At 62.6% G+C, this 25,232-nt stretch carries 27 protein-coding genes; 21 read left to right on the forward strand and 6 right to left on the reverse strand.

What is annotated here, in order from left to right; translation table 11 throughout:
* Window positions 1-4: 4 nt before the first annotated feature.
* The 14 genes from mnmG to glmU all read left to right on the forward strand — a co-directional run bounded on the left by mnmG (window position 5) and on the right by glmU (window position 12,822).
* Window positions 5-1,903 (forward strand): tRNA uridine-5-carboxymethylaminomethyl(34) synthesis enzyme MnmG, encoded by a 1,899-nt coding sequence (gene mnmG, locus BI343_RS11795; RefSeq protein ID WP_071109824.1) that lies wholly within the window; start codon window positions 5-7, stop codon window positions 1,901-1,903.
* Window positions 1,900-2,529: a 16S rRNA (guanine(527)-N(7))-methyltransferase RsmG gene (gene rsmG, locus BI343_RS11800; protein WP_071109825.1), complete on the forward strand. Its 630-nt coding sequence runs from the start codon at window positions 1,900-1,902 to the stop codon at window positions 2,527-2,529. The genes mnmG and rsmG overlap by 4 nt, the downstream gene beginning before the upstream one ends.
* Window positions 2,526-3,317: a ParA family protein gene (locus tag BI343_RS11805; RefSeq protein ID WP_043620373.1), complete on the forward strand. Its 792-nt coding sequence runs from the start codon at window positions 2,526-2,528 to the stop codon at window positions 3,315-3,317. Before rsmG ends, BI343_RS11805 begins: the two co-directional genes overlap by 4 nt.
* A gap of 4 nt (window positions 3,318-3,321) precedes the next feature.
* A complete protein-coding gene (locus BI343_RS11810) occupies window positions 3,322-4,179 on the forward strand; it encodes a ParB/RepB/Spo0J family partition protein (protein ID WP_071109826.1) in 858 nt (285 codons plus the stop codon).
* A gap of 91 nt (window positions 4,180-4,270) precedes the next feature.
* Window positions 4,271-4,633: an ATP synthase subunit I gene (locus BI343_RS11815; protein WP_043620367.1), complete on the forward strand. Its 363-nt coding sequence runs from the start codon at window positions 4,271-4,273 to the stop codon at window positions 4,631-4,633.
* Between the two features lie 10 nt (window positions 4,634-4,643).
* A complete protein-coding gene (gene atpB / locus BI343_RS11820; protein ID WP_043620363.1) occupies window positions 4,644-5,456 on the forward strand; it encodes a F0F1 ATP synthase subunit A in 813 nt (270 codons plus the stop codon).
* A 65-nt stretch (window positions 5,457-5,521) separates the two neighbouring features.
* A complete protein-coding gene (atpE, locus tag BI343_RS11825) occupies window positions 5,522-5,809 on the forward strand; it encodes a F0F1 ATP synthase subunit C (RefSeq protein ID WP_021474885.1) in 288 nt (95 codons plus the stop codon).
* A gap of 58 nt (window positions 5,810-5,867) precedes the next feature.
* Window positions 5,868-6,338: a F0F1 ATP synthase subunit B gene (locus BI343_RS11830; RefSeq protein WP_043620360.1), complete on the forward strand. Its 471-nt coding sequence runs from the start codon at window positions 5,868-5,870 to the stop codon at window positions 6,336-6,338.
* A gap of 7 nt (window positions 6,339-6,345) precedes the next feature.
* The gene (locus BI343_RS11835) at window positions 6,346-6,882 is read left to right on the forward strand and encodes a F0F1 ATP synthase subunit delta (RefSeq protein WP_043620357.1); all 537 of its coding nucleotides are present in this window, start codon (window positions 6,346-6,348) and stop codon (window positions 6,880-6,882) included.
* An 8-nt stretch (window positions 6,883-6,890) separates the two neighbouring features.
* Window positions 6,891-8,435 carry a F0F1 ATP synthase subunit alpha gene (atpA, locus tag BI343_RS11840; RefSeq protein WP_043620354.1) on the forward strand — a complete coding sequence of 515 codons (1,545 nt, stop codon included), beginning with the start codon at window positions 6,891-6,893 and terminating at the stop codon, window positions 8,433-8,435.
* A 39-nt stretch (window positions 8,436-8,474) separates the two neighbouring features.
* Window positions 8,475-9,341 carry a F0F1 ATP synthase subunit gamma gene (atpG, locus tag BI343_RS11845; RefSeq protein ID WP_071109827.1) on the forward strand — a complete coding sequence of 289 codons (867 nt, stop codon included), beginning with the start codon at window positions 8,475-8,477 and terminating at the stop codon, window positions 9,339-9,341.
* A 41-nt stretch (window positions 9,342-9,382) separates the two neighbouring features.
* Window positions 9,383-10,780, forward strand: a complete 1,398-nt coding sequence (gene atpD, locus BI343_RS11850; protein WP_043620350.1) for a F0F1 ATP synthase subunit beta — start codon at window positions 9,383-9,385, stop codon at window positions 10,778-10,780.
* 11 nt (window positions 10,781-10,791) lie between these two features.
* Entirely contained in the window at window positions 10,792-11,214 is a 423-nt protein-coding gene (locus BI343_RS11855) for a F0F1 ATP synthase subunit epsilon (RefSeq protein WP_043620348.1), read from the forward strand.
* A 243-nt stretch (window positions 11,215-11,457) separates the two neighbouring features.
* Window positions 11,458-12,822, forward strand: a complete 1,365-nt coding sequence (glmU, locus tag BI343_RS11860; protein ID WP_071109828.1) for a bifunctional UDP-N-acetylglucosamine diphosphorylase/glucosamine-1-phosphate N-acetyltransferase GlmU — start codon at window positions 11,458-11,460, stop codon at window positions 12,820-12,822.
* A gap of 82 nt (window positions 12,823-12,904) precedes the next feature.
* Here the strand turns inward: glmU and BI343_RS11865 are convergent, their stop codons facing one another.
* Entirely contained in the window at window positions 12,905-13,288 is a 384-nt protein-coding gene (locus tag BI343_RS11865; RefSeq protein ID WP_071110016.1) for a DUF6404 family protein, read from the reverse strand.
* Between the two features lie 175 nt (window positions 13,289-13,463).
* On the opposite strand from BI343_RS11865, the gene BI343_RS11870 reads away from it, so the two are divergent.
* The 4 genes from BI343_RS11870 (at window position 13,464) to BI343_RS11885 (ending at window position 17,634) form a co-directional block, all read left to right on the forward strand.
* Window positions 13,464-14,255: a DeoR/GlpR family DNA-binding transcription regulator gene (locus BI343_RS11870; RefSeq protein WP_043620341.1), complete on the forward strand. Its 792-nt coding sequence runs from the start codon at window positions 13,464-13,466 to the stop codon at window positions 14,253-14,255.
* Window positions 14,256-16,085 (forward strand): glutamine--fructose-6-phosphate transaminase (isomerizing), encoded by a 1,830-nt coding sequence (glmS, locus tag BI343_RS11875; protein ID WP_071109829.1) that lies wholly within the window; start codon window positions 14,256-14,258, stop codon window positions 16,083-16,085. It abuts the gene before it with no gap.
* Window positions 16,086-16,523: 438 nt separating this feature from the next.
* Window positions 16,524-17,231 (forward strand): pirin family protein, encoded by a 708-nt coding sequence (locus BI343_RS11880; RefSeq protein WP_071109830.1) that lies wholly within the window; start codon window positions 16,524-16,526, stop codon window positions 17,229-17,231.
* A gap of 19 nt (window positions 17,232-17,250) precedes the next feature.
* Entirely contained in the window at window positions 17,251-17,634 is a 384-nt protein-coding gene (locus BI343_RS11885; RefSeq protein ID WP_071109831.1) for an OsmC family protein, read from the forward strand.
* 6 nt (window positions 17,635-17,640) lie between these two features.
* On the opposite strand, the gene BI343_RS11890 is transcribed toward BI343_RS11885, so the two are convergent.
* The 4 genes from BI343_RS11890 to BI343_RS11905 form a co-directional block, all read right to left on the reverse strand.
* Window positions 17,641-18,555: a LysR family transcriptional regulator gene (locus BI343_RS11890; RefSeq protein ID WP_071109832.1), complete on the reverse strand. Its 915-nt coding sequence runs from the start codon at window positions 18,553-18,555 to the stop codon at window positions 17,641-17,643.
* Between the two features lie 141 nt (window positions 18,556-18,696).
* The gene (locus tag BI343_RS11895; RefSeq protein ID WP_169829011.1) at window positions 18,697-19,428 is read right to left on the reverse strand and encodes a substrate-binding periplasmic protein; all 732 of its coding nucleotides are present in this window, start codon (window positions 19,426-19,428) and stop codon (window positions 18,697-18,699) included.
* Between the two features lie 114 nt (window positions 19,429-19,542).
* Window positions 19,543-20,736: a DUF3734 domain-containing protein gene (locus BI343_RS11900; protein WP_071109833.1), complete on the reverse strand. Its 1,194-nt coding sequence runs from the start codon at window positions 20,734-20,736 to the stop codon at window positions 19,543-19,545.
* Between the two features lie 9 nt (window positions 20,737-20,745).
* The gene (locus tag BI343_RS11905) at window positions 20,746-21,528 is read right to left on the reverse strand and encodes a 3-hydroxybutyrate dehydrogenase (RefSeq protein WP_071109834.1); all 783 of its coding nucleotides are present in this window, start codon (window positions 21,526-21,528) and stop codon (window positions 20,746-20,748) included.
* A 236-nt stretch (window positions 21,529-21,764) separates the two neighbouring features.
* Here BI343_RS11905 and BI343_RS11910 point away from each other — a divergent pair, with 236 nt between their 5' ends.
* The 3 genes from BI343_RS11910 to BI343_RS11920 all read left to right on the forward strand — a co-directional run bounded on the left by BI343_RS11910 (window position 21,765) and on the right by BI343_RS11920 (window position 23,421).
* Complete coding sequence (locus BI343_RS11910; protein ID WP_244886633.1) at window positions 21,765-22,154, forward strand: MFS transporter; 390 nt, start codon at window positions 21,765-21,767, stop codon at window positions 22,152-22,154.
* 52 nt (window positions 22,155-22,206) lie between these two features.
* Window positions 22,207-23,010 carry a 2,5-didehydrogluconate reductase DkgB gene (dkgB, locus tag BI343_RS11915; protein ID WP_071109835.1) on the forward strand — a complete coding sequence of 268 codons (804 nt, stop codon included), beginning with the start codon at window positions 22,207-22,209 and terminating at the stop codon, window positions 23,008-23,010.
* Window positions 23,011-23,079: 69 nt separating this feature from the next.
* Window positions 23,080-23,421: an FKBP-type peptidyl-prolyl cis-trans isomerase gene (locus BI343_RS11920; protein WP_071109836.1), complete on the forward strand. Its 342-nt coding sequence runs from the start codon at window positions 23,080-23,082 to the stop codon at window positions 23,419-23,421.
* A gap of 263 nt (window positions 23,422-23,684) precedes the next feature.
* Here the strand turns inward: BI343_RS11920 and BI343_RS11925 are convergent, their stop codons facing one another.
* The gene (locus BI343_RS11925) at window positions 23,685-25,229 is read right to left on the reverse strand and encodes a DHA2 family efflux MFS transporter permease subunit (protein WP_071109837.1); all 1,545 of its coding nucleotides are present in this window, start codon (window positions 25,227-25,229) and stop codon (window positions 23,685-23,687) included.
* Window positions 25,230-25,232 lie beyond the last annotated feature (3 nt).

Consider the following 25,232-nt stretch of genomic DNA (forward strand, 5'->3'; position numbering starts at 1 on the left):
CGCCATGATTTATCCGACAAGCTACGACGTGATAGTGGTGGGCGGTGGTCACGCCGGCACCGAGGCCGCGCTGGCCGCAGCGCGCATGGGCTGCAATACGCTCCTTCTGACGCACAACATCGAGACCCTGGGGCAGATGTCGTGCAATCCGTCGATCGGCGGCATCGGCAAGGGCCATCTGGTGAAAGAGGTGGACGCGCTGGGCGGCGCCATGGCGCTGGCCACCGACATCGGCGGCATCCAGTTCCGCACGCTGAATGCGTCCAAAGGCCCGGCTGTGCGCGCCACGCGCGCCCAGGCCGACCGCATCCTGTACAAGGCCGCCATCCGCGAGATGCTGGAAAACCAGACCAATCTGACGCTGTTCCAGCAGCCGGTGGATGATCTGCTGATAGAGGGCGACCGCGTCGCCGGCGCCATCACCGCCATCGGCATCACCTTCCGCGCCAAGACCGTGGTGCTGACCGCCGGCACCTTCCTGTCCGGCAAAATTCACGTCGGCATGGAAAACTACACCGGCGGCCGCGCCGGCGACCAGGCCGCCAGCACGCTGGGCGCGCGCCTGCGCGAACTGGACCTGCCGGTGGGCCGGCTCAAAACCGGCACGCCGCCGCGCATCGACGGCCGCAGCGTGGATTTCAGCGTGATGGAAGAGCAGCCGGGCGACACGCCTGAGCCGGTGTTCTCCTACCGCGGCAAGCGCGAGATGCATCCCAAGCAGCTGCCGTGCTGGATCACCCACACCAACGAGCGCACCCACGACATCATCCGCGGCGGCTTTGACCGCAGCCCGATGTTCACCGGGGTGATCGAAGGCGTGGGCCCGCGCTACTGCCCGTCCATCGAAGACAAGATCAACCGCTTCGCCGACAAGGACAGCCATCAGGTGTTCCTGGAGCCGGAAGGCCTGGCCACGCACGAGTTCTACCCCAACGGGATTTCCACCAGCCTGCCGTTCGACATCCAGCTGGCGGCGGTGCGCTCGATCCGCGGCATGGAAAACGCCCACATCCTGCGTCCCGGCTACGCGATCGAATACGACTACTTCGACCCGCGCGGCCTGAAGGCCTCGCTGGAAACCAAGGCCATCCAGGGCCTGTTCTTCGCCGGCCAGATCAACGGCACCACCGGCTATGAAGAAGCCGCCGCCCAGGGCCTGCTGGCCGGCCTGAACGCAGGCCTGTTCGCCCGCGAGCAGGACGCCTGGTGCCCGCGCCGCGACGAGGCCTACCTGGGCGTGCTGGTCGACGACCTGATCACCAAGGGCGTGTCCGAGCCGTACCGCATGTTCACCAGCCGCGCCGAATTCCGCCTCCAATTGCGGGAAGACAACGCCGACCTGCGCCTGACCGAGATGGGCCGCAAGCTGGGCGTGGTGGACGACGCGCAGTGGGACGCCTTCTGCCGCAAGCGCGACGCGGTGGAGGCCGAGAAGGCGCGCCTGGCCGCCACCTGGGTGCATCCGGCCAAGCTGCAGGACCCGGCCGCCTTGGAAAAGGTGCTGGGCAAGCAGATCGAACGCGAATACACGCTGCAGGACCTGCTGAAGCGCCCGAATGTGCCGTACCGCGGGCTGATGACGGTGCCGGAAGCGGCCGCCGGCGCGCCGGAACTGGCCGACGAGGTTGCCGAGCAGGTGGAAATTCAGGTCAAATACCAGGGATACATCAATCGCCAGAACGAAGAGCTGGCGCGCCGCGATAATCTGGAAGACATCCGTCTGCCGGGCGACATCGATTATGGCCTGGTCAAGGGCCTGTCCAAGGAAGTGCAGCAGAAGCTGAACCAGCAGCGTCCGGAGACGCTGGGCCAGGCTTCGCGCATCCAGGGCATCACCCCGGCCGCCATCGCCCTGCTGATGGTGCACCTGAAGCGTGGCTTCACCGACGCGAAGACCGCATGACACAACATATTGCCGAATTGAAACAAGGGCTGGCGCAACTGGCGCTGGAGCTGACCGAACCGCAGCTGGACCTGCTGGAGCGCTACCTGGCGCTCTTGGTCAAGTGGAACCAGACTTACAATCTCACCGCCATCCGCCAGGAAGAGCGCATGGTCAGCTATCATCTGTTGGACAGCCTGAGCCTGGTGCCGCATCTGCAAGGCGGCAGCCGCATGCTGGACGTGGGCTCAGGCGGCGGCATGCCGGGCATTCCCACCGCCATCGCGCGGCCGGACCTGCAGGTGGTGCTGCTGGATTCCAATCACAAGAAAACCACCTTCCTGCGCCAGGTGGTGCTGGAGCTGGGCCTGCCGAATGTGCAGGTGATGACCGACCGGGTGGAGGCGTACCAGCCGGAGCAGAAGTTCGATCGCATCACCAGCCGCGCGTTCTCGGAGTTGTCCGAGTTCGTCAAGCTGACCCGCCACCTGATGGCCGACGACGGCCAGTATGTGGCGATGAAGGGCGTGTATCCGTATGAGGAAATCGCCTTGCTGCCGCAAGGCGTGGCGGTTTCGGAGGTGCTGCCGGTAACGGTGCCGGGGCTGGACGCCGAACGCCATCTGGTGAGGATGGTGCTGCAATGAATCCACGCGTGATCGCGGTGGCCAACCAGAAGGGCGGGGTGGGCAAGACCACCACCGTCGTCAATCTGGCGGCCGGTTTGGCCGAGCTGGGCCGGCGGGTGCTGATCGTCGATCTGGACCCGCAGGGCAACGCCACCATGGGCAGCGGCATCGCCAAGCAGTCGCTGGAGAAGTCCGGCTACGACGTGCTGCTGGGCGAGGCCACCATCGAAGAGGCGCGCCAGGACGCCAAGGCCGGCGGCTACCACGTGCTGCCGGCCAACCGCAATCTCGGCGGCGCCGAACTGGAGCTGGTCAACGAACTGGCGCGCGAAGCGCGGCTGAAGAACGCCTTGGCCGAGGTAGCCGGCCAGTACGACTACGTGCTGATCGACTGCCCGCCCTCGCTCAACCTTCTCACGCTGAACGGCCTGGTGGCGGCCGACAGCGTGCTGATCCCCATGGTTTGCGAGTACTACGCGCTGGAAGGCTTGTCCGATCTGGTGGCCACCCTGCGCAAGGTTCGCACCGCGGTCAATCCCAGGATCGAGATCATGGGCCTCTTGCGCACCATGTTCGACGCCCGCAACAATTTGTCGCAGCAGGTATCGGAACAGCTGGCGCGCCACTTCGGCGACAAGGTGTTCCAGACCGTCATCCCGCGCAACGTGCGCCTGGCCGAGGCTCCCAGCCACGGCCTGCCGGGTTTGTCGTATGACCGCAATTCCCGCGGCGCGCAGGCCTATCTGGCGCTGTCGCAGGAACTGGTTGAACGACTCGAACCCGCCACCGCAACTCCCACCGTCTGACACTATGGCCAAACTCAAAGGATTGGGGCGCGGACTCGACGCGCTCCTGTCCACCGTTGACGCGGTGGACGACAGACTTTCCACGCTTCCGATAGACAGCATCCGCCCCGGCAAGTACCAGCCCCGCAGTTTCATGGATGAAGCGGCGCTGGACGAGCTGGCGGCCTCCATTCGCGTGCAGGGCATCATCCAGCCGCTGATCGTGCGCGAGCTGGGCCTGGGCGACTACGAACTGATCGCCGGCGAGCGCCGCTGGCGCGCCTCGCGCAAGGCCGGCCTGGCCGAAGTGCCGGTGGTGATCAAGAGCGTGCCGGACGAGGCCGCGCTGGCGATGGCGCTGATAGAGAACATCCAGCGCCAGGAACTGGACCCGATCGAAGAGGCGCAGGGCATCAAGCGGCTGATCGACGAGTTCGGCCTGACTCACGAAGCGGCGGCCGACGCCGTCGGCCGCTCGCGCAGCGCGGTGTCGAATCTGCTGCGCCTGTTGGTGCTGCCGCAGCCGCTGCAGCAGATGATGCACGAGGGCAAGCTGGAGATGGGCCACGCCCGCGCGCTGTTGTCCCTGCCCACGGTTTCCCAGCTGGAACTGGCGAACGAGGTGGTGCGCAAGGGCATGTCGGTGCGCGAGGTGGAGCGCCGGGTGCAGCAGCGTGTTGCGCAAAAAGAGACAGTTTCTCCGCAGCAAAAGCACGCCGATCCAGATATTTCCAGGCTGGAGGAACAGGTTTCGGACGCCATCGGCGCCCGGGTCTGCATTCGTCATGCCAACGGCGGCAACGGCAAGCTGATCATAGAATATGCCAGTCTGGATGAACTTGATTCGCTATTGGCCAAGCTGCAAAAAAATCCTCAAAAATGAGCTTGTTGCAGCGCAAAAAACACTATTGCGCAAAGTTGACGCAACGCAAATGCGAAGCCTATAATCCAGCGGTTTTTTTGCACTGGCGATCATGGTCTATCAGGAAGTGAAGCGGGTGCTGCGACTACAAGCCAGCCTGGCCGGTCTGGCTGTAGTCGTTTCGCTACTCCTCAGTGGCGGCAATGTGGCCGTCGCCGTGTCCGCGGTGTTGGGCGGATTGGCGGTGCTCGGGCCGGCGCTGATTTATGCCAGGATTGCTTATGCCAAACGTCATGTGCCGCCCGCGGCCTTGATCAAAGCGCATTTCCTGGCCGAGGCGGTGAAGTTTTGCCTGACCGTACTGATAAGTGCTGCGGTTTTGGCCAGTTTCAAGGATTTGTCCGTGGCCGGTTTTCTCGGTGGGTTCATTGCCGCCACCTCCGGCTACGGTTTCGGGCTTCTAATCAAAAATTGAGAAAAGAGCGATGGCAAGCAACGCAACCGATTACATCAAGCACCACCTTACCTTCTGGAACTCGGATCCGTCAGCCGGCTTCTGGAGCCTGCACGTTGACACCTTCTCCATCTCGCTGCTGCTGGGCTTCATCTTCGTCGGCGTGTTCGCCATGGTGGCGCGCCGCGCCAGCATCGAAGCGCCGGGCCGTCTGCAGCTGTTCGTCGAAATGATCATCGAGCTGGTGCAAACCCAGGTCAAGGAAGTGTTTCATGGCCAGAGCAAGGTTATCGCCCCGCTGGCGCTGACCATTTTCTGCTGGGTGTTCCTGATGAACTTCATGGACTTGTTCCCGGTGGATCTGTTCCCGATGGCCGCGCAGTGGATCGGTTACACCTTCTTCGGCCTGGAGCCGCACCATGTGTATTTCCGCGTGGTGCCGTCCGCTGACGTGAACGCCACTTTCGCCATGTCGCTGTCCGTGATGATCCTGATCATCGGCTTCTCCATCAAGGCCAAGGGTCTGGGCGGCTGGGGCAAGGAACTCTTGACCGCGCCGTTCCATAGCTCCAATCCGATCGGCGCCATCATCCTGGCTCCGCTGAACTTCGTGTTCCAGCTGGTGGAACTGGCGGCCAAGCCGATTTCGCTGTCTCTTCGTTTGTTCGGCAACCTGTACGCCGGCGAACTGATCTTCATCCTGATCGCGCTGCTGCCCTGGGGCCTGCAGTGGGTGCTGGGCGCGCCGTGGGCGATTTTCCACATCCTGATCATCACCCTGCAGGCTTTCGTGTTCATGATGCTGACCATCGTGTACCTGAGTCTGGCAGTGGAAGCGCACTGATTTACCTGTAGATTCACCATACTTTTTTACCAACCATCCTTGCTTTAAGTCTTAGGAGATACACAATGGAAGCACTCGTTTCTCAGATCCAGTCGATGACCGCTATCGCTGCAGCCCTGATCATTGGTCTGGGCGCTCTGGGCACCGCTATCGGTTTCGCCATTCTGGGTGGCAAGTTCCTCGAGTCCTCCGCTCGTCAGCCGGAAATGATCCCGGTTCTGCAAACCAAGCTGTTCATCATCGCCGGTCTGCTTGACGCGATCTCCATGATTGGTGTTGGTGTTGCCATGCTGTTCACCTTCAACAACCCGTTCCTGTCCGCTGCCCTGGCTATCGTTAAGGCTGCTCACTAATCCGTTTTCTACGGATCGGTAAACGGTTGTTGTAGTCATACTCTGGAGGAAAACAAGCGTGGAATTCAACGTAACACTACTGGGCCAGGCGATCACGTTCGCCATCCTGGTATGGTTCACCATGAAGTTTGTTTGGCCTCCGCTTACCAACATGATGGATGAGCGGGCCAAGCGTATCGCTGATGGCTTGGCCGCTGCGGAACGTGGCAAGCAGGATCTGGAAGCGGCTGAAAAGCGCGTAGCGGACGAAATCCGCAAGGCGAAGCAGCAGGCGACCGAGATCGTGGTTGCCGCCGAAAAGCGTGCCAGCCAGATCGTGGACGAAGCCAAAGACGCGGCACGCACTGAAAGTGCGCGCATCGTGGCTGACGCCAAGGCTGAAATCGACCAGGAAGTGCTGCGCGTGAAGGAAACTCTGCGCACTCAAGTAGCCGACCTGGCCGTTGCCGGCGCCGAGAAGATCCTGCGCAAGGAGATCGACGCCGCTAAGCACGCCGACCTGCTTGCCTCCATCAAAGCGGAGTTTTAATTAACTCATGGCAGAACTCATTACCGTCGCAAGGCCCTACGCCGAAGCGGTATACAGCCTCGCCACGGAACAGGGCACCCTCGGCCAATGGTCGGAAGCGCTGTCGTGGCTGGCTGCCATGGTGAATAACCCGGATCTGGTGCAAGTCATTACCAATCCGAAACATACCGCACAAGAGGTTGAGGCGCTGATGCTGGATGTGCTCGGCGGCCGTGGCAACGAAGAAGTAAAACGCTTCATCGCCGCGCTGATCGAGAACGCCCGTTTGACGCTGCTGCCGGAAATCGCCGCGCAGTTTGAACTGCTGAAGGCGCAATCGGAAGACATCGTGGACGCCCTGGTGGAGTCCGCTTTTGTCATGTCCGATGACCAGAAAGCCGAACTGACCACCACGCTTTCCAAGAAGTACGGCAAGACCGTGCGTCTTGATGTGCGTGAGAACGCCGATCTGATTGGCGGCGTTCGCGTGTCGGTGGGCGACGATGTCATCGACGCTTCCGTGCGCGGCAAACTGCAAGCCATGGCAGCAAGCCTCAAGAATTAGGAGAGATCATGCAGTTGAACCCCTCTGAAATCAGCGATCTGATCAAGGCCAAGATCCAGAATCTGGCTGAAGGCGCTGAAGTTCGCACCAAGGGCACGGTTATCTCCGTGACCGACGGTATCGTCCGCATCCACGGCCTGGCCGATGTGATGCAGGGCGAAATGCTCGAATTCCCGGGCAACACCTTTGGCCTCGCCATGAACCTGGAGCGCGACTCGGTCGGCGCCGTGGTGCTGGGCGAGTACGAGCACATCTCCGAAGGCGACGAAGTCAAGTGCACCGGTCGCATTCTGGAAGTGCCGGTTGGCCCGGAGCTGGTTGGCCGCGTGGTGAACGCGCTGGGTCAGCCGATCGACGGCAAGGGCCCGATCAACGCCAAGCTGTCCTCCCCGATCGAAAAGATCGCCCCGGGCGTAATCGCCCGTAAGTCGGTATCGCAACCGATGCAAACCGGCCTGAAGTCCATCGACTCCATGGTTCCGGTTGGCCGCGGCCAGCGTGAGCTGATCATTGGCGACCGTCAGACCGGCAAGACCGCCGTGGCGCTGGACGCCATCATCAACCAGAAGGGCAATGGCGTCATCTGCATCTACGTAGCCGTAGGTCAGAAGGCTTCCTCCATCGCCAACGTGGTGCGCAAGCTGGAAGAGCACGGCGCGATGGGTCACACCATCATCGTGGCCGCCACCGCTTCCGAAGCCGCCGCGCTGCAATTCATCGCCCCGTACGCTGGTTGCACCATGGGCGAATACTTCCGCGACATCGGCGAAGATGCCCTGATCGTATACGACGACCTGTCCAAGCAAGCCGTCGCTTACCGTCAGATCTCGCTGCTGCTGCGCCGTCCGCCGGGCCGCGAAGCTTACCCGGGCGACGTATTCTATCTGCACTCCCGTCTGTTGGAGCGCGCCGCGCGCATCAACGAAGAGGAAGTGGAAAAGCTGACTGGCGGCGCCGTAAAGGGCAAGACCGGTTCGCTGACCGCTCTGCCTATCATCGAAACCCAGGCCGGCGACGTTTCCGCGTTCGTGCCGACCAACGTGATTTCGATTACCGACGGCCAGATCTTCCTGGAAACCGACTTGTTCAACGCAGGTATCCGTCCGGCCATCAACGCCGGTATCTCGGTATCGCGCGTGGGCGGCGCCGCTCAGACCAAGGTCATCAAGAAGCTCGGCGGCGGTATCCGTCTGGCCCTGGCTCAGTATCGCGAGCTGGCTGCGTTCGCGCAGTTCGCTTCCGACCTGGACGAAGCCACCCGCAAGCAGCTGTCCCACGGTGAAGTCGTGACCGAACTGATGAAGCAGAAGCAGTTCGCCACCCTGTCCACCGCGGAAATGGCGCTGACCCTGTGGGCCGTGAACAAGGGCAGCTACGAAGACGTTCCGGTGAAGAAGGCTCTGGCTTTCGAAGCCGAATTCCTGGCCTACGTGCGTGCCAACCACGCCGAAGTGCTGCAGGCTGTGAACGCCTCCGGTGATCTGTCTGCCGACAACGAGAAGGTACTGGCCAAGGCGATGGAATCGTTCAAGGCTGGCTACAGCTTCAACTGAGCCTTCGACTCACGTCGTAGCTAGAGAAAGGTTCAGGATATGGCAGTCGGTAAAGAGATTCTCACCAAGATCCGCAGCGTGCAAAACACGCAAAAGATCACCCGCGCTATGCAGATGGTGTCGACCTCGAAGATGCGCAAGACGCAAGAGCGTATGCGCGCTGCCCGTCCTTACGCCGAGAAGGTGCGCACGGTTATGGCGCACCTCGCTCAGGCGAACGCGGAACTTGGTCACCCGCTGCTTGCCCGTCGCGAGACGATCAAGCGCGCCGGCATCATCCTGGTTTCCTCCGACAAGGGCCTGTGCGGCGGCCTGAACGTGAACACGTTCAAGCGCTTCTTCGGCAAGGTCAAGGAACTGCAGGATCAGGGCGTCGAAGTCGACGTCTGCTGCCTGGGCCAAAAAGGCCTGGCGGCAGCCCAGCGCGCCCGTCTCAAGGTGGTGGCCAGCGCGGTCCATCTCGGCGACGTGCCGAAGATGGAAAAACTGATTGGCCCGCTTACAGTTCTGTTCAAGCAGTACGCTGAAGGCGAACTGGACGCGGTCTACATCGTTTACTCCAGCTTCGTGAATACCATGAAGCAGGAGCCGGCACTTGAACAGCTGCTTCCGCTGACGCCGCACCATATGGTGGTTGAGCATTCGCACTCGTGGGATTACCTGTACGAGCCGGATGCGCCGACGCTGATGGAGTTCCTGGTGCGTCGTTACCTGGAGTCGGTGGTGTATCAGGCTCTGGCCGAGAACATGGCTTCCGAGCAGGCCGCGCGGATGGTGGCGATGAAAGCCGCCACCGACAACGCGGGCAACACCATCAAGCAGCTGCGCCTGGTATACAACAAGGCGCGTCAGGCGGCGATTACGACCGAGCTGTCGGAAATCGTGGCAGGTGCCGCGGCGGTGTAACCGTCAACGGAACTGTAAAAGTTTATTTTTAGGAAGCGATAATGAGCCAAGGCAAAATCGTACAAATCATTGGCGCGGTGATCGACGTGGAATTTCCGCGCGACGCCATGCCGAAGGTTTATGATGCCCTGAAGCTGGTAGACGCCGACCTGACGCTCGAAGTTCAGCAACAGCTGGGCGACGGCGTGGTCCGTACCATTGCGATGGGCAGCTCCGACGGTCTGAAGCGTGGCATGCTGGTTGCCAACACCGGCGCACCGATCTCGGTGCCGGTGGGCACCGCCACCCTCGGCCGCATCATGGACGTGTTGGGCAACCCGGTGGATGAAGCCGGTCCGGTTGCCACCGACAAGCGTCGTGCCATTCACCAGTCGGCTCCGAAGTTCGACGAGCTGTCTGCCGCCACCGACCTGCTGGAAACCGGCATCAAGGTGATCGACCTGCTGTGCCCGTTCGCCAAGGGCGGCAAGGTGGGTCTGTTCGGCGGCGCCGGTGTGGGCAAGACCGTGAACATGATGGAACTGATCAACAACATCGCCAAGGCGCACTCGGGTCTGTCCGTGTTCGCCGGCGTGGGTGAGCGTACCCGTGAAGGTAACGACTTCTACCACGAAATGAAGGACTCCAACGTCCTGGACAAGGTGGCGATGGTTTACGGTCAGATGAACGAGCCGCCGGGCAACCGTCTGCGCGTGGCCTTGACCGGCCTGACCATGGCCGAGCACTTCCGCGACGAGAAGGACGAAAACGGCAAGGGCCGCGACGTTCTCTTGTTCGTGGACAACATCTACCGCTACACCCTGGCCGGTACCGAAGTGTCCGCTCTGCTGGGCCGTATGCCGTCCGCGGTGGGTTACCAGCCGACGCTGGCCGAGGAAATGGGCCGTCTGCAAGAACGTATTACTTCGACCAAGGATGGTTCCATTACCTCCATCCAGGCCGTATACGTGCCTGCGGATGACTTGACCGACCCGTCCCCGGCGACCACCTTCGCCCACTTGGACGCTACCGTAGTGCTGTCGCGCGACATCGCCTCGCTGGGCATCTACCCGGCCGTGGACCCGCTCGACTCCACTTCGCGCCAGCTGGATCCGCTGGTGGTTGGCGACGAGCACTACACCGTCGCCCGCGGCGTGCAGTCCACTCTGCAGCGCTACAAGGAACTGCGCGACATCATCGCGATTCTGGGTATGGACGAACTGTCCGAGGAAGACAAACTGGTCGTGGCTCGCGCCCGTAAGATCCAGCGCTTCCTGTCCCAGCCGTTCCACGTGGCCGAAGTATTTACCGGTTCCCCGGGCAAATACGTTCCGCTGCGCGAAACCATCAAGGGCTTCAAGGCCATTCTCGCTGGCGAATACGACCACCTGCCGGAACAAGCGTTCTACATGGTGGGTTCGATCGAAGAAGCTGCCGAGAAAGCCAAGACCCTTAACTAAGGAGAGGGCGGATGTCCAAGATGCGTGTGGAAGTGGTTAGCACCGAGCAACTCATCTTCTCCGGCGAGGCAGAATTTGTCGTCGCGCCGGCAACGGAAGGTGAGATCGGCGTCTACCCGCAACACGTGCCGCTCCTGACCCGTATCAAGCCCGGCGTACTTCGTTTGAAGGTGCCGGGCAGCAAGGAAGAAGTACTGGTGGCGGTGTCCGGCGGCATGATGGAAGTGCAGCCGACCCTGATCACCGTGCTTGCCGATACGGCGATTCGCGGCGAGGATCTCGATGAGGCCCGCGCCAATGAGGCGAAACGCGCTGCCGAGGATGCCCTCAAGCACGCGACCGACGACATGAGCACGGCCAAGGCCCACGCCGCCCTGGCGGTGGCGATTGCCGAGCTCAAGACGCTGGATTACCTCAAGAAGCGCGCTCACTGATTGCGCGATATGTAATCGTGTATAGTGCTAGGCTGCCACGCAAGTGGCAGCCTTTTTCATTTTTGCCGATCTGTAAAACGGTTTTTTAGCCACGAAACCCACAAAAAAACACGAAATGGCAGTGCTTCGGCGCATTGCCGTTTATGCTGGCAAGCGCGGCTCGGGCGAATCGGCTGCGGCAAGCGTTGGTTTTCGTGTTTTTTTGTGGATTTCGTGGCCTGATATGGTTTTAGGATTTTTGATATGGATAGTTTGAGTATCGTCATCCTTGCCGCGGGCAAGGGCAAGCGCATGTATTCCTCCATGCCCAAGGTGCTGCACCCGATAGGCGGCGAACCGATGCTGGCGCGCGTGATCCGCACCGCGCGCGGCTTGAATCCCTCCCGCCTGGTGGTGGTGTACGGCCACGGCGGCGACCAAGTGCGCGCCCGCATTGGCGATGCCGATCTGATCTGGGCTGAGCAGGCCGAGCAGCTGGGCACCGGCCATGCGCTGAAAATGGCGCTGCCGCATTTGCCGGCGGACGGCAAAACCCTGGTGCTGTATGGCGATGTGCCCTTGACCAAGGCATCGACGCTGCAAAAGCTGGTGGACGCCGCAGGCCAAGGCATGGCGGTGCTGACCGACGTGCTGGCCGATGCCACCGGCTATGGGCGCATGCTGCGCGGCGCCGACGGCAAGCTGAAGGCCATCGTCGAACACAAGGATTGCACGCCGGAACAGCTGGCCATCCGCGAGATCAATACCGGCATGATGGTGCTGCCGAACGCGCAACTGGCAGGCTGGCTGAATGCGCTGAAAAACGGCAATGCCCAGGGCGAATACTATCTGACCGATGTGCTGGAGCTGGCGGTGCAGGACGGCGTGGCGGTGGAAAGCGCCAGCGTGGACGCCAGCTGGGAGGCGTCCGGCGTCAACAACAAGCTGCAACTGGCCGAACTGGAGCGCATTCTGCAGGCCAACCAGGCGCGCGCGCTGCTGGAAGCCGGCGTGACGCTGGCCGATCCGGCGCGCATCGATATCCGCGGCGAACTCAAGCATGGCATGGACGTCAGCATCGACGTCGGCTGCGTATTCGAAGGCGCGGTGGAGCTGGGCGACAACGTTGAAATCGGCGCCCACTGCGTGCTGAAGAATGCGCGCATCGCCGCAGGCGCCAAGATCGCGCCGTTCTCGCACCTGGAAGACGCGGTAGTCGGCGAGGCGTGCAAGATCGGGCCGTATGCCCGCCTGCGTCCGGGGGCCGATCTGGCCGCTCATGTTCACATCGGCAACTTTGTCGAAGTGAAGAAGAGCAAGATCGGCGAGGCGTCCAAGGTCAATCACCTGACTTATATCGGCGATGCCGAGATCGGCCGCAAGGTCAATGTCGGCGCCGGCTCCGTCACCTGCAACTACGACGGCGTCAACAAGTTCAAGACCATCATCGGCGATAACGTCTTCGTCGGCTCCGGCACGCTGATGGTGGCGCCGGTGGTGCTGGAGAAGGACTCGACCATAGGCGCCGGTTCCGTGATCAGCAAGAATACGCCGGCCGGCGAGCTGACCGTGGCGCGCGCGCGCCAGGTGACCATTCCTGGCTGGAAGCGGCCGGAGAAAAAGTCGTAATCAATCTGCGCGTCGGATGCTTAACAGCGCCCTGTTTCTCCCACTGAGAGCAGGGCGCTGTTTATTGGCGTCTGCCATTCTGTCACTTTGATTCGTCCTGCCCGCAAAGCGAATCCCACGTTGGCAAATGATGCTTGCGTCTTCCGTAGGCGTAGTAAGCCGCCATGCTGAGTCCGAACAGGCATCCCATCAGCAATGCGAGCGCAAGCAATGCCAGGATGCCTGGCACGGGTAAGGCGAGCATGTGGTTAAACAAGAAAACCAATGCTGTCCAAGCAGGGCCAAAAAAGGCTCCCAATACCAGTGCGGCTTGCCAGAAGGGCAGTAAATGCGGCGGCGGGACGTTGCTGCCCAGTCGCCATAACAGCCGGAACAAAGGAGGCGCGTAGTTGCTTGGGCTTATCCCGGTTTGCGCCAGTATGCGCAGAGCCTGCTCTCTTTTGATCGGTGCCGGGCGGGTGGGCATGGCTTTGATTCCCAATATGGGCAGTTAATTTATGGGCATTCTGATTTTTTCATGACGATGGGTTTTCGGCAAGCCGCCTGTCAACAAGCTGAGCCGCGCCGTGTAAAGAAATGTCTGCCTTGTCTTTCATTGCGCAGCGCATTATCATCACAAAACTTTCGAATCGAAACTTGTGATGACAAAACGAAACACTCAGCAGCGCCGCCATGCTATCGCCGTCCTGGTTCAGGAGCGGGGCGAAGTCAGCGTGGATGAACTGACCCAGCGTTTCTCCACCTCTGAGGTGACAATCCGCAAAGACCTGGCATTGCTGGAGACCGGCGGTTTGCTGCTGCGCCGTTACGGCGGCGCGGTGTCGCTGCCCAGCGAGATGGTGGCGGAGCCGGATGTCGAACAGGTTTCGAAGCGAAAGCAAGCAATCGCCCGCGCCGCCGCCGAGCGGCTGCGCGACCACAACCGCGTGATCATAGACAGCGGCACCACCACCAGCGCGATGATCCCCTTGCTCGGCAACAAGCGCGGTCTGGTGGTGATGACCAACTCGCTGAACGTCGCCGGCGCGTTGCGCGAGCTGGAAAACGAGCCGATTCTGCTGATGACCGGCGGCACCTGGGACCCGCATTCGGAATCGTTCCAGGGCCAGGTGGCGGAGCAGGTGCTGCGTTCCTACGATTTCGACCAATTGTTCATCGGCGCCGACGGCATAGACCTGGAGCGCGGCACCACCACCTTCAACGAGCTGGTGGGCCTGTCGCGCGTGATGGCGGAAGTGGCGCGCGAAGTGATCGTGATGGTGGAGTCGGAAAAGATAGGCCGGCGCATCCCCAATCTGGAACTGCCCTGGGCCAGCGTGCATACGCTGGTGACCGACGACGGTTTGCCGCAGGCGGCCAGAGACCTCATTCAAGCGAAGGGCGTGACGCTGATTTGCGCGCCCACCGTTCAAGACAGTCCAAGGAGAAAGTAAATGTGTGGCATTGTTGGCGCCATCGCCCAGCGTAATATCGTTCCCATTCTGGTAGAAGGCCTGAAGCGCCTGGAATACCGCGGCTATGACTCGGCTGGCGTGGCCGTGCTGGCCGGCGACGAAATCCGCCGCGTGCGCCGCGTCGGCCGCGTCGCGGAAATGGAAAGCGCCGCCGCAGAGGACGGCCTGCAAGGCCAACTGGGCATCGGCCACACCCGCTGGGCCACCCATGGCGGCGTGACCGAATATAACGCCCACCCGCACATCTCCTTCGGCAAGATCGCCGTGGTGCACAACGGCATCATCGAGAATCACGAACAGCAGCGCCAGCGCCTGAAAGGCTTGGGCTACGCCTTCGAATCGCAAACCGACACCGAAGTGATCGCCCACCTGGTGCATCACTACTACCAGGCAGGCGACAGCCTGTTCGAGGCGGTGAAGAAAGCCACCCGCGAGCTGACCGGCGCCTACGCCATCGGCGTCATCGCGCTGGACCGTCCGGACGAACTGGTGTGCGCTCGCATGGGTTGCCCGCTGCTGGTAGGCCTGGGCGAGGGCGAAAACTTCATCGCTTCCGATGTCTCCGCCATCCTGTCCGCCACCCGTCGCGTGATCTTCCTGGAAGAGGGCGACATCGGCCACCTGACCCGCGACGGCGTCAAGCTGATCGACAAGAATGATCAGCCCATCGAGCGGCCGGTCCATCTGTCCGACGTGTCGCTGGCGTCTCTGGAGCTGGGGCCGTACAGCCACTTCATGCAGAAGGAAATCCACGAGCAGCCGAAGGCGCTGTCCGACACCATCGAAGCGGTGCAGGACTACGGCTTCAACCCCGAGCTGTTCGGCGAGTCCGCCGCCGGCATCCTGCCGCAACTGGAAGGCGTGAAAATCCTGGCTTGCGGCACCAGCTACTACGCCGGCATGACCGCCAAGTACTGGATCGAAAGCATCGCCGGCCTGCCGTGCGACGTGGAAATCGCCAGCGAATACCGCTACCGCGACGCCTTCGCCCATCCCAAGCACTTGATCGTCACCATCTCCCAGTCCGGCGAAACGCTGGACACCATGGAGGCGCTGAAATACGCCAAGGAGCTGGGCCACCAGTACGCGCTGTCCATCTGCAATGTGCGCGAATCCGCCATCCCGCGCGCCAGCGACCTGGTGTTCTACACCCGCGCCGGCGCCGAAATCGGCGTGGCCTCCACCAAGGCCTTCACCACCCAGCTGGTGGGCTTGTTCGCCCTGGCCGTGACCCTGGGCAAGACCCGCGGCCGCGTGTCGGCTGAGGCTGAAACGCAATACCTGGACGAACTGCGCCACCTGCCGGGCAGCGTGCAGCACGCGCTGAATCTGGAGCCGCAGATCAAGGCCTGGTCCGAACGCTTCGCCGCCAAGGACGACGCGCTATTCCTCGGCCGCGGCCTGCATTACCCCATCGCGCTGGAAGGCGCGCTGAAGCTGAAGGAAATCTCCTACATCCACGCCGAGGCCTACCCGGCCGGCGAGCTGAAGCACGGCCCGCTGGCGCTGGTGGACGAGAACATGCCGGTGGTAGTGATCGCCCCCAATGACGCGCTGCTGGAAAAAGTGAAGTCGAACATGCAGGAAGTCCGCGCGCGCGGCGGCGAGCTGTTCGTATTCGCCGACGCCGACAGCCACTTCAGCGAGTCCGACGGCGTGCACGTGATCCGCACCCCGCGCCATGTCGGCGTGCTCAGCCCCATCGTCCACACCATCCCGGTGCAGATGCTGGCCTACCATGTGGCGCTGTCGCGCGGCACGGATGTGGATAAGCCGCGTAATCTGGCTAAGTCGGTGACTGTGGAGTAATTGGTGTTAGTTGGGGTGACTAGTGATCAGAAAGAATAAAGTCTGTCACGAGGTAATGAAGTCCTTCACGGCAATGGCATAATTAGCTTGTTGCCAGTAGTACCAAACAAAGAGGCCCTGAAGGGCCTCTTTTCGTTTGAGATTGTTGGGATTGAGGATGCGCAAGGGGGAGGGTTGGAGGGGCTGCTCGTCGGCCTAAGCGGATGGTCAATCTGCTCCTGCGAAATGGCTGTGACTGAGGCATCAATTTCAGACGAATCATCAGTAGGAATCGCTCTGCATTCACTCGACGCGTAATGGCAGCTTACGAGTCTGCTGCATGGAGGGGATTGATTGATTAATAAATTCGATTGATATCTGCTGTTTTTTGCGTTTTTCATTCAACTAATTGGGGTTCAAACTACAGCCATCAACCCCTTGCCTGAAAGGAAAACGACCATGCTGCAAGTCCTCAAAGCCAATCAACGCGGCCACGCCAACCATGGCTGGCTCAACAGCTGGCATACCTTTTCCTTTGCCCACTACTATAACCCAGAGCAGATGGGCTTCAGCGCGCTGCGGGTGATCAATGATGATACGGTGGCGCGCGGCGCGGGCTTCACCACTCATTCGCATAGCGATATGGAGATCATCTCTTACGTGCTGGACGGCGCGCTGGAGCACAAGGACACCTTAGGCACCGGCTCGGTGATCCGCCCCGGCGACGTGCAGATGATGGAAGCCGGCCATGGCATTTCCCATAGCGAGTTCAATCACTCGCACTCCGAACCGGTGCACTTCCTGCAAATCTGGATTTTGCCGGACCGCAAGGGCCTGACGCCGAGTTATCAGCAGCGCCACTTCAGCAGCGAAGAGAAGCGCGGCAAGTTGCGCCTGGTGGTCTCGCCGGACGGGCGCGAGGATTCCTTGCGCATCCACCAAGATGCCAGCCTGTATGCGGCGCTGGTGGACGGCGAGGAAGAGATCGAATGGTCGCAACAGAACGGATGCAATGGCTATTTGCACGTGGCGCGCGGCAGCGTGCTGCTGAATGGTTATCCGCTGGAGGCCGGCGACGGCGTCAAAGTGTTCGGCGGCGCCGATTTGAAGCTGAGCGATGGCGTACAGGCCGAGGTGTTGTGGTTCGACCTGCCGCCTAGCAAATGACAGCCCCCAGGAGCGTGCAATGGAAGTGAAAGTGACTCGCGGCAGCGGAAAACTGCAACATGTGGTGACGTCAGGAAACCATACCCTGCTGGCGGACGAGCCGCCGGCGATAGGCGGCGAAGACACCGGCTTTACCCCGCACCAGTTGTTGGCGGCCTCGCTGGGCGCCTGCACGGCGCTGACTCTGACCTTGTACGCCAAGCGCAAGGGGTGGGATCTGGCGGACATCGACGTTCGGGTCGCATACGCCGAGCGCGATGGCGCTTTCGTGTTGGAGAGGCGGATGCGCTATATCGGCCAGCTCGACGCCGAGCAGAAGGCGCGGCTGACCGAGATCGCCAATCAATGCCCGATTCACAAGGTGTTGTCCGGTCAGATCCGCATTGTCAGCACGGCCGAATAGCGCGGCCTAGGCCTCGGCATGGCAGCGTTCGCGCCATGCCGCGGTCGTTTCTTGCAATAGCTGGCCAAATGCCCGCGTGGCCGGCCCGGCGGCGGCTGGGTCGGCATAGATCAGATACAGCGAGGCGAAGCGGCGCTGTCCTGCCGCCAGCGGCAGCGGCCGCAGCGCGCCCGTCTCCAGCTCCTGCTTGATGCGATGCTTGGGCAGCCAGGCATAGGCGAGCCCGGCGCGCACGGTTTCAATCGAGGTTTCCACCCGGCTCACGGTCCAGCGCTGCTTGGCGCCGAGCCAGCCGGCGTCGCGCGGCTCGCGCGAACCGGAGTCCCGCACCACGACTTGGGTATGTTCCGCCAGCTCGTCCATATGCAGCTCGCGCCCGAGTTGGTGCAAAGGATGTCGCGGCGCAGCCACGGCGATGAATTCGGCATCCAGCAACCAGTCGCCCAAAAAGCCGGGCGGCGCCGCGCCGCCGATGGCCAAGTCCACCTTGCCGTTGAATAGGGCGTCATCGGTGCCGGACATGACGGTTTCGTGCAGCTGCAGCCGCGTTCCGGTATGCAGAAGCGCAAATTGTTCGAGTGTCTTGAGCAGCGGTTCGGTTGGATACAGCGAATCGACGGCCAGGCGTATCTCGGCCTCCCATCCTTGACGGAGCGTCTGCGCGCGCTCTTCCAGCTTGACCAGGCTATCTGCAATCGGAATGGCATCGCGCAACAGCGCGGCGCCGGCCTCGGTAAGCCGCATGCGGCGTCCCTCTTGCTCCAGCAAGGCGACGCCGATTTGTTCTTGCAGCCGCGCAATGGTGTAGCTGATGGCTGATTGGCTGCGATGCAGCTGCTGCGCGGCCTGGGCGAAGCCGCCACAGTCCACGACGGCCTGGAGGATTCGCCATTGCTCGATGCTGGTTCTCGGGAGTTTCATCGTATCGGCATCTTCGTTTGTCGCCGGTTAAATGTCTAGCGGCGGTTGATGTTTGGCGAGCGGTCGCGCAGGAATACGTTTGGCGGCGAATCGAGGCGTTGCGCGCGCCGCGTAGCGATTCTTTACCGGCGCGAAATGGCTTTACGGCGGGGTCAGGTAGCGTTTCTTCAGCGCGTCGATGAAGCCGTCATGCCGCATGGCGTCCAGCGCGGCACTCAGCCGCGCCAGGGTGGCGGGCGGCGTTTGCGGGTGGCAGGCCAGATACAGGTAACTGGACGAGAAGGTCGCCACCTGGCGCAGAGGGCCCAAGCGCTCATGTTCGGCCAGGAAGTGGGCGTGATAGATGCCGGAGGCCCAGAAGTCGATATGGCCGGCCATCAGCTTGCGCAGGTTCAGCACATCATCCGAGGTGTATTCGATCTTATACCCGCGGTTTTGCAGATACAGCGCTACGGCGTCGCCGCGATAGCCGCCTATGCTGAAGGACTTGAGGGCGGCCATGTCCTGCACGCCGGGCGGGCTGCGCGGTCCGGCAAACACGGCCCAGTCGTTTTTCAGCAATGGGCCTACCCACTGAAACCGTTTTTCGCGCTCATCGTTGCGGGTGGTGGAGTAGAGGCAGGTTTTCGAGTCGACCTGGGCCAGATTATAGGCTCTGAGCCAGGGCATGATCTCAATCGAGTAGGGAATGCCGGCGCGGCGAAAGGTTTCCGTCACCATCTCGGTGGAAATGCCGGTGACGCCGCCATGTTCGTTCGGGTAGTTGAACGGCGGGTCATTTTCGGTGAGCAAGCGTACGGCTGGCTCGGCCGCCGCGACGTGCAGGCACAAGCTCATCACGCCCAGCAAGCAACATTTTATCCATCCCGTCACACCGCTATCCATTTCATCGTGGCTACCCGCCCTGTCGCTCTGCTCAAGCATAGCAAATCGCTTGGGCGCGGCGGCAAAAGGCTCCCCGGAGGGAGCCTGCAAGCGCTTGCAAGATCAGGCCTGCCGATGGACGTCGTGGGTGACGAAAGGTTGCTCAGGCGAAGGCATGCGCAGCCATTCCGGATGCGACAGGCTGGAGCGGATGTCGTCGAGGCCGCTGCGCCAATGGTCGCGCATGGTGCTGGCGCTGAACTGGTAGTCCTTGTAATGGCCTTCGAAGGGTTTGTCCTGATAAATCAGGTGCACCACGTTGAACAAGCGGCTGCACGCCTGTTCGGCGGCGCGTCGGTAGGCCGGCGCCTGCCGCTGCTCCTCCGGCACCAGCTCCAGCACTTCGCGCAGCATCTGGCGGAACTGCTGCGTTTCCTTCATATAGCCGGTGATCATCCGGGTGCGGCTGGAAAACTGGATGTCTTTCTGCCGGATCGCCACTTTGGAGAGGTCCTCCGGCAGCGCGCCGCGCGCATTCCACAGGTCCACCTGGAACACCAGCGAATGTTTGCGCGGCTTGGCCGCCAGCACTTGCTGCAGCGGGGTGTTGGACACCATGCCGCCGTCCCAGTAGTGCTCGCCGTCTATTTCCACCGCCGGAAAGCCCGGCGGCAAGGCGCCGGAGGCCATGAAGTGTTCGGCGCGCAGCTTGTCGCGGGTGTTGTCGAAGTAGACGAAGTTCCCGCTCTTCACATTGACCGCGCCCACCGATACCCGCATCTCGCCGCTGTCGTTCAGCCGGTCGAAATCCACCAGGCTCTCCAGCGTGCTCTTCAGCGGCGAAGTGTCGTAGAAGCTGGCGGTGCCGCCGGCGTGGTGCCGCAACGGCGAGCGCGGCACGAAGAAGCCGTTCTGGCCCTCGGTCAGCGCGCGCCAGGCTTCCAGGCCATTCAGCCAGCCCTGGACGACCGGAGGCAGCGGATGGCTCGGCTCCAGCAGATTGTGCGGGCTGGGCGGCAGCAGCGGCGGGCGGCTGATGGTGGTCCAGAACTGTTCCAGCCGCTCGGCGCGTTTCTCCGGCGGATTGCCGGCGATGATGGCGGCGTTCAGCGCGCCGATGGAAATGCCTGCCACCCAGTTGGGGTGCAGCTTGGCTTCGGCCAGCCCTTGGTAGACGCCTGCCTGATAGGCGCCCAGCGCCCCGCCGCCCTGCAGCACCAGCGCCACAACTTGATAGCGGTGGTCGGGCGGCAACGCCGGGCTGTGGTAGATCCCGGCGTCGGCGTGGCAGGCCGGATTGAGTTTATCCAGCGCCATGACGGCTCCTTATTGCATGAACCAGCCGTGGCTGACCACGAACGATTGGCCGGTGAGGGCGGCGCTGGGGAAGGCGGCCAGGAACAGCGCGGTTTGCGCCACGTCGTCCACCGTGGTGAACACGCCGTCCACGGTGTTGCCCAACATCACGCGCTTGATCACTTCGTCCTCGCTGATGCCCAGTTCCTTGGCCTGTTCCGGAATCTGCTTGTCCACCAGCGGGGTGCGGACGAAGCCGGGGCAGATCACATGCGAACGCACATTATGCGGCGCGCCTTCCTTGGCCAGCACCCGGGCCAGGCCCAAGAGGGCGTGCTTGGCGGCGACGTAGGCGGACTTCAGCGGCGAGGCCTCGTGCGAGTGCACCGAACCCATGTAGATCACCACGCCGCCGCGGTCGTCCTTGTACATGTGCGGCAGTGCGGCCTTGGTGGTGAGGAAGGCGCCGTCCACATGGATGGCCTGCATCTTCTTCCAGTCGGCGAAGCTGTAATTGACGATGGGATTGACGATCTGGATGCCGGCATTCGACACCAGGATGTCCAGCTGGCCGAAAGCGTCCACCACTTGCTGGGTGCCCTGGTTGACCGCCTCTTCGCTGGTGACGTCCATCGCCACGCCGATGGCCTTGCCGCCGGTGGTGACGATCTCGTCGGCCGTTTTGCGGGCGGCATCCAGATTGATGTCGGCAATGGCCACCGCCGCGCCGGCGCGGGCGTAAACCAGGGCGATCTCCTTGCCGATGCCGCTGGCGGCGCCAGTGATAAGAGCGACTTTTCCGTTCAATTGCATGGCGCTTCTCCTGTTCATTTCTGGAAAGGGGAACAACTGCAAACTGCGGTAGCCGACGGGCGAATGCCGCGCCTGCCGGGCAAAACGGTACGCTGGGTATGAGACCGGCGGGGCAGGGGAGTTCCCCTGTGTCAGGCTATTCTAGTGGCATTGTGTGTCGCGGATTTGAAAATCTACGCGCGCCAGGCTCAGACCAGGGCGGCCGTCTGGCCGACCGCAAGGGGCCGGTAGCCGCCTTGAAGATCATCTTCGCCGGCTTGGCGCTGGTGTTGCTGGCCCTGACCCTCCCCGCCGGCTCCAAATGGCTGGTGGCGCTGACGGCGCTGGCCTGGGGCACGGCGGCCTTCGGCAATGTGGCTGGCTTGCAGCTCTACGTGGTATCGCAGGCCAAGGCGCGCGTGCCGCACGCGGTGGATGTGGCGTCCGGCCTGAACATCGCGGCCTTCAATGTCAGCATCGCCGGCGGGGCCGGCTTGGGCGGGTTGGTTGTCGAGCGGCTGGGGCTGATGGCCACGCCGTGGGTGGGTGCCTTGATCGTGTTGGCGGCTTGGCTATTGACGGCCTGGTCCGGTAGGCTGGACGCTGTCGATGATGAAAGCATGCCGATCGCGGCCGACCGCATCTGAATTCTTACGCCGGGCGCTTCCCGCCCGGCTTCACACAATAAGGAAACGCATCATGCAAATGCCAAAACTGGGCGCGGGGACTTTCCGTCTCAAGGAGCAACAGGCCGAAGACGCCGTCGCCATGGCGCTGGAGCTGGGCTACCGCCATATCGACACCGCGCAGATTTACCGCAACGAGGCGGACGTGGGCCGCGCCATCGCCAACAGTGGCCTGCCGCGCGGCGAGCTGTATGTCACCACCAAGATCTGGACCGACCAGTTTGCCCAGGGCAAGCTGATTCCCAGCCTGCGCGCAAGCCTGGACAAGCTGGGGCTGGAGCAGGTGGACATGACGCTGATCCACTGGCCGTCGCCTAAGGACGAAGTGCCTATGGCGGTGTATATGGAGCAACTGGCCGAGGCCAAACAATTGGGGTTGACCCGCGAGATCGGCGTATCGAACTTCACCATCAAGCATCTGGAGCAGGCCATCGCCGTCGTGGGCGCGGACGCCATCGCCACCCACCAGCTGGAAGTGCATCCGTATCTGCAAAACCTGAAGGTGCGCGCCTTCTGCCGCCAGCACGGCATCGCGCTGACCGGCTACATGCCCTTGGCCTACGGCCGCGTGATCCAGGATCCGGTGCTGCAGGACATCGCCCGCAAGCATGGCGCCACGGCGGCCCAGGTGGCGCTGGCCTGGCAGTTGCAGCAGGACATCGCGGTGATCCCGTCGTCCACCAAGCGCGCCAATCTGGCGGCCAACCTGAAGGTGCTGACGCTGCGGCTGGACGACGCGGACATGGCGCGGATCGCCAAACTGGAAGACGGCGGCCGCATCGCCGATCCGGACTTCGCGCCGGCCTGGGACGCCTGATCCAGAGTGCGCCGCGCGGGTTACAATACGGCTTTGTCGCCCGCGCGGGCCAAGCAGTGGATGAAGAGCATGAGCGAAGAACTGAAGATGGAAGACCTGGTGGTGGGCGAGGGCAAGGAAGCCGTGCGCGGCGCGCTGATCACCACTCACTACACCGGCTGGCTGGAGGATGGGACCAAGTTCGACTCCTCCGTGGACAAGGGCCGCCCCTTTCAGTGCGTGATCGGCACCAGCCGCGTGATCAAGGGCTGGGACCAAGGCATGATGGGCATGAAGGTGGGCGGCAAGCGCAAGCTGTGGGTGCCGGCGCATCTGGCCTATGGCGAACGCCAGATCGGCGACCGCATTCCTCCCAATTCCAATCTGGTGTTCGAGATTGAACTCTTGGAAGTGCTGACGCGGGACGATTGATCCTCGCGGGATCAAAATCAAAGAGGCCCATCCGGGCCTCTTGTCGTTTCAGCCGACGATCAATAGCCGATGATCTTCCCCGCCTGCGCCACCAGCCGCCGGCTGGCCACAGCGGCCGTTTGTCGCATTGATGCCGCGCGCCATATGCATGTGCCTGTTACAGGAAGGTGTCGATATGTAAGGGCTTGGTCTTGTAGACAGGATGAAAAAAGCCCCGGCCACGAGGGCGCGGGGCAAGCTGGTGAAATCGGCGGCCAGGCGACTCAGTGCGCCTGGCTGGTGTCGGCCACGCGGCCTGGCTTCGGCGCCAGCCAGATGGCGCAGGCGGCCATCACGAAGGACAGGCCGGCCAGCCAGAAGATCTGGTTGGTGGACAGCATGATGCTCTGCGTCTGCAGCGCATGCTCGATGGTGCCCCAGGCCGCGCCGTCGCTGATGCCGCCGCCGGTCAGCGCGCGCAGGGCGTCGCCGCCGCTGTCCACCATGTCGGCCAGCTCCGCGTGGTTGTAGCTGGCCTTGTCGTCCCAGGCGGTGGTGACCAGCGAGGTGGCGAAGGCGCCGGACAGCGTGCGCATGAAGCTCATCAGGCCGGCTGCGGACGCCATTTCCGCCGGCTCCACGCTGGCCATGGCCAGCCCGGTCAGCGGCACGAAGAAGAACGGCATGCCCAGGCCCTGGAACAGCAGCGGCAGCGCCACTTGCCAGAAACCCATGTCGGTGGTGGAGAAGCTGCGGTACAGCGTGACGCAGCCCAGCCACATCACGCCGCAAAACACCAGCTTGCGCGGGTCCAGCCGGGTGGACAGCTTGGCCGCGATCGGCGCCGCCATCACCGCCAGGATGCCGCTCATCGCCGTGGCGTAGCCAGCCTGGGTTGCGGTGTAGCCCATATAGGTTTGCAGCCATTGCGGCGTCAGCACGGTGGCGCCGAAGAACGACCCGAACGCCAGCGAGATGGTCAGCACGCTGGCCCAGAAGCCGCGGTGGCGGAACACTCTGAGATCGACGATGGGCTGGGCCTCGGTCAGCTCCCAGATCAGGAAGGCGGCAAAGCCGACCAGCGCGGCGATGGCCAGGCAGACGATGAGGGGCGAGCCGAACCAGTCCAGCTCCTTGCCCTTGTCCAGCATCAGCTGCAGCGAGGCCACCCACAGCATCAGCAGCGCCAGCCCCACCACATCCACGCGCAGCTTGGCCACCTGGCTCTGGTAGCGCTTGAGCAGACTCCAGCCCAGTATGCCGCAGCCCAGGGCGATGGGGACGTTGATGTAGAAGATCCATGGCCAGCTGGCCTGATCGCACAAGGTGCCGCCCAGAATCGGCCCCATGATGGGGGCGATCAGCGTGGTCATGCTCCACAAGCCTATCGCTGCGCCGGCCTTCTGCTTGGGGAAAATCTGCAGCAGCAGCGTCTGCGACATCGGCATCAACGGGCCGCCGGCCAAGCCCTGCAGCACGCGGAACAGCACCAGCGTCTCCAGCGAGCCGGCCAGGCCGCACAGGAGGGAGAACACGCCGAACAGCAGCATCGAGCCGACGAACAGCCGCACGGTGCCCAGCCGCGCCGCCAGCCAGCCGGTCAGCGGCACGGTGATGGCCTCGGCCACCGCGTAGGAGGTGATGACATAGGTGCCCTGGCTGGACGACACCGCCAGGCCGCCGGCGATATTGGGCACCGACACGTTGGCGATGGTGGTGTCCAGCACCACCATGAAGTTGGCGGCGGCCAGCACCAGCGCCGCCAGCCACAGCATATTGCCGGTCAGCGGCTGTTGGACGCCGCCGGCTGCGGGATTCGCGCTAGACATGGC

Source organism: Chromobacterium amazonense (assembly GCF_001855565.1).
Lineage (GTDB): Bacteria > Pseudomonadota > Gammaproteobacteria > Burkholderiales > Chromobacteriaceae > Chromobacterium > Chromobacterium amazonense.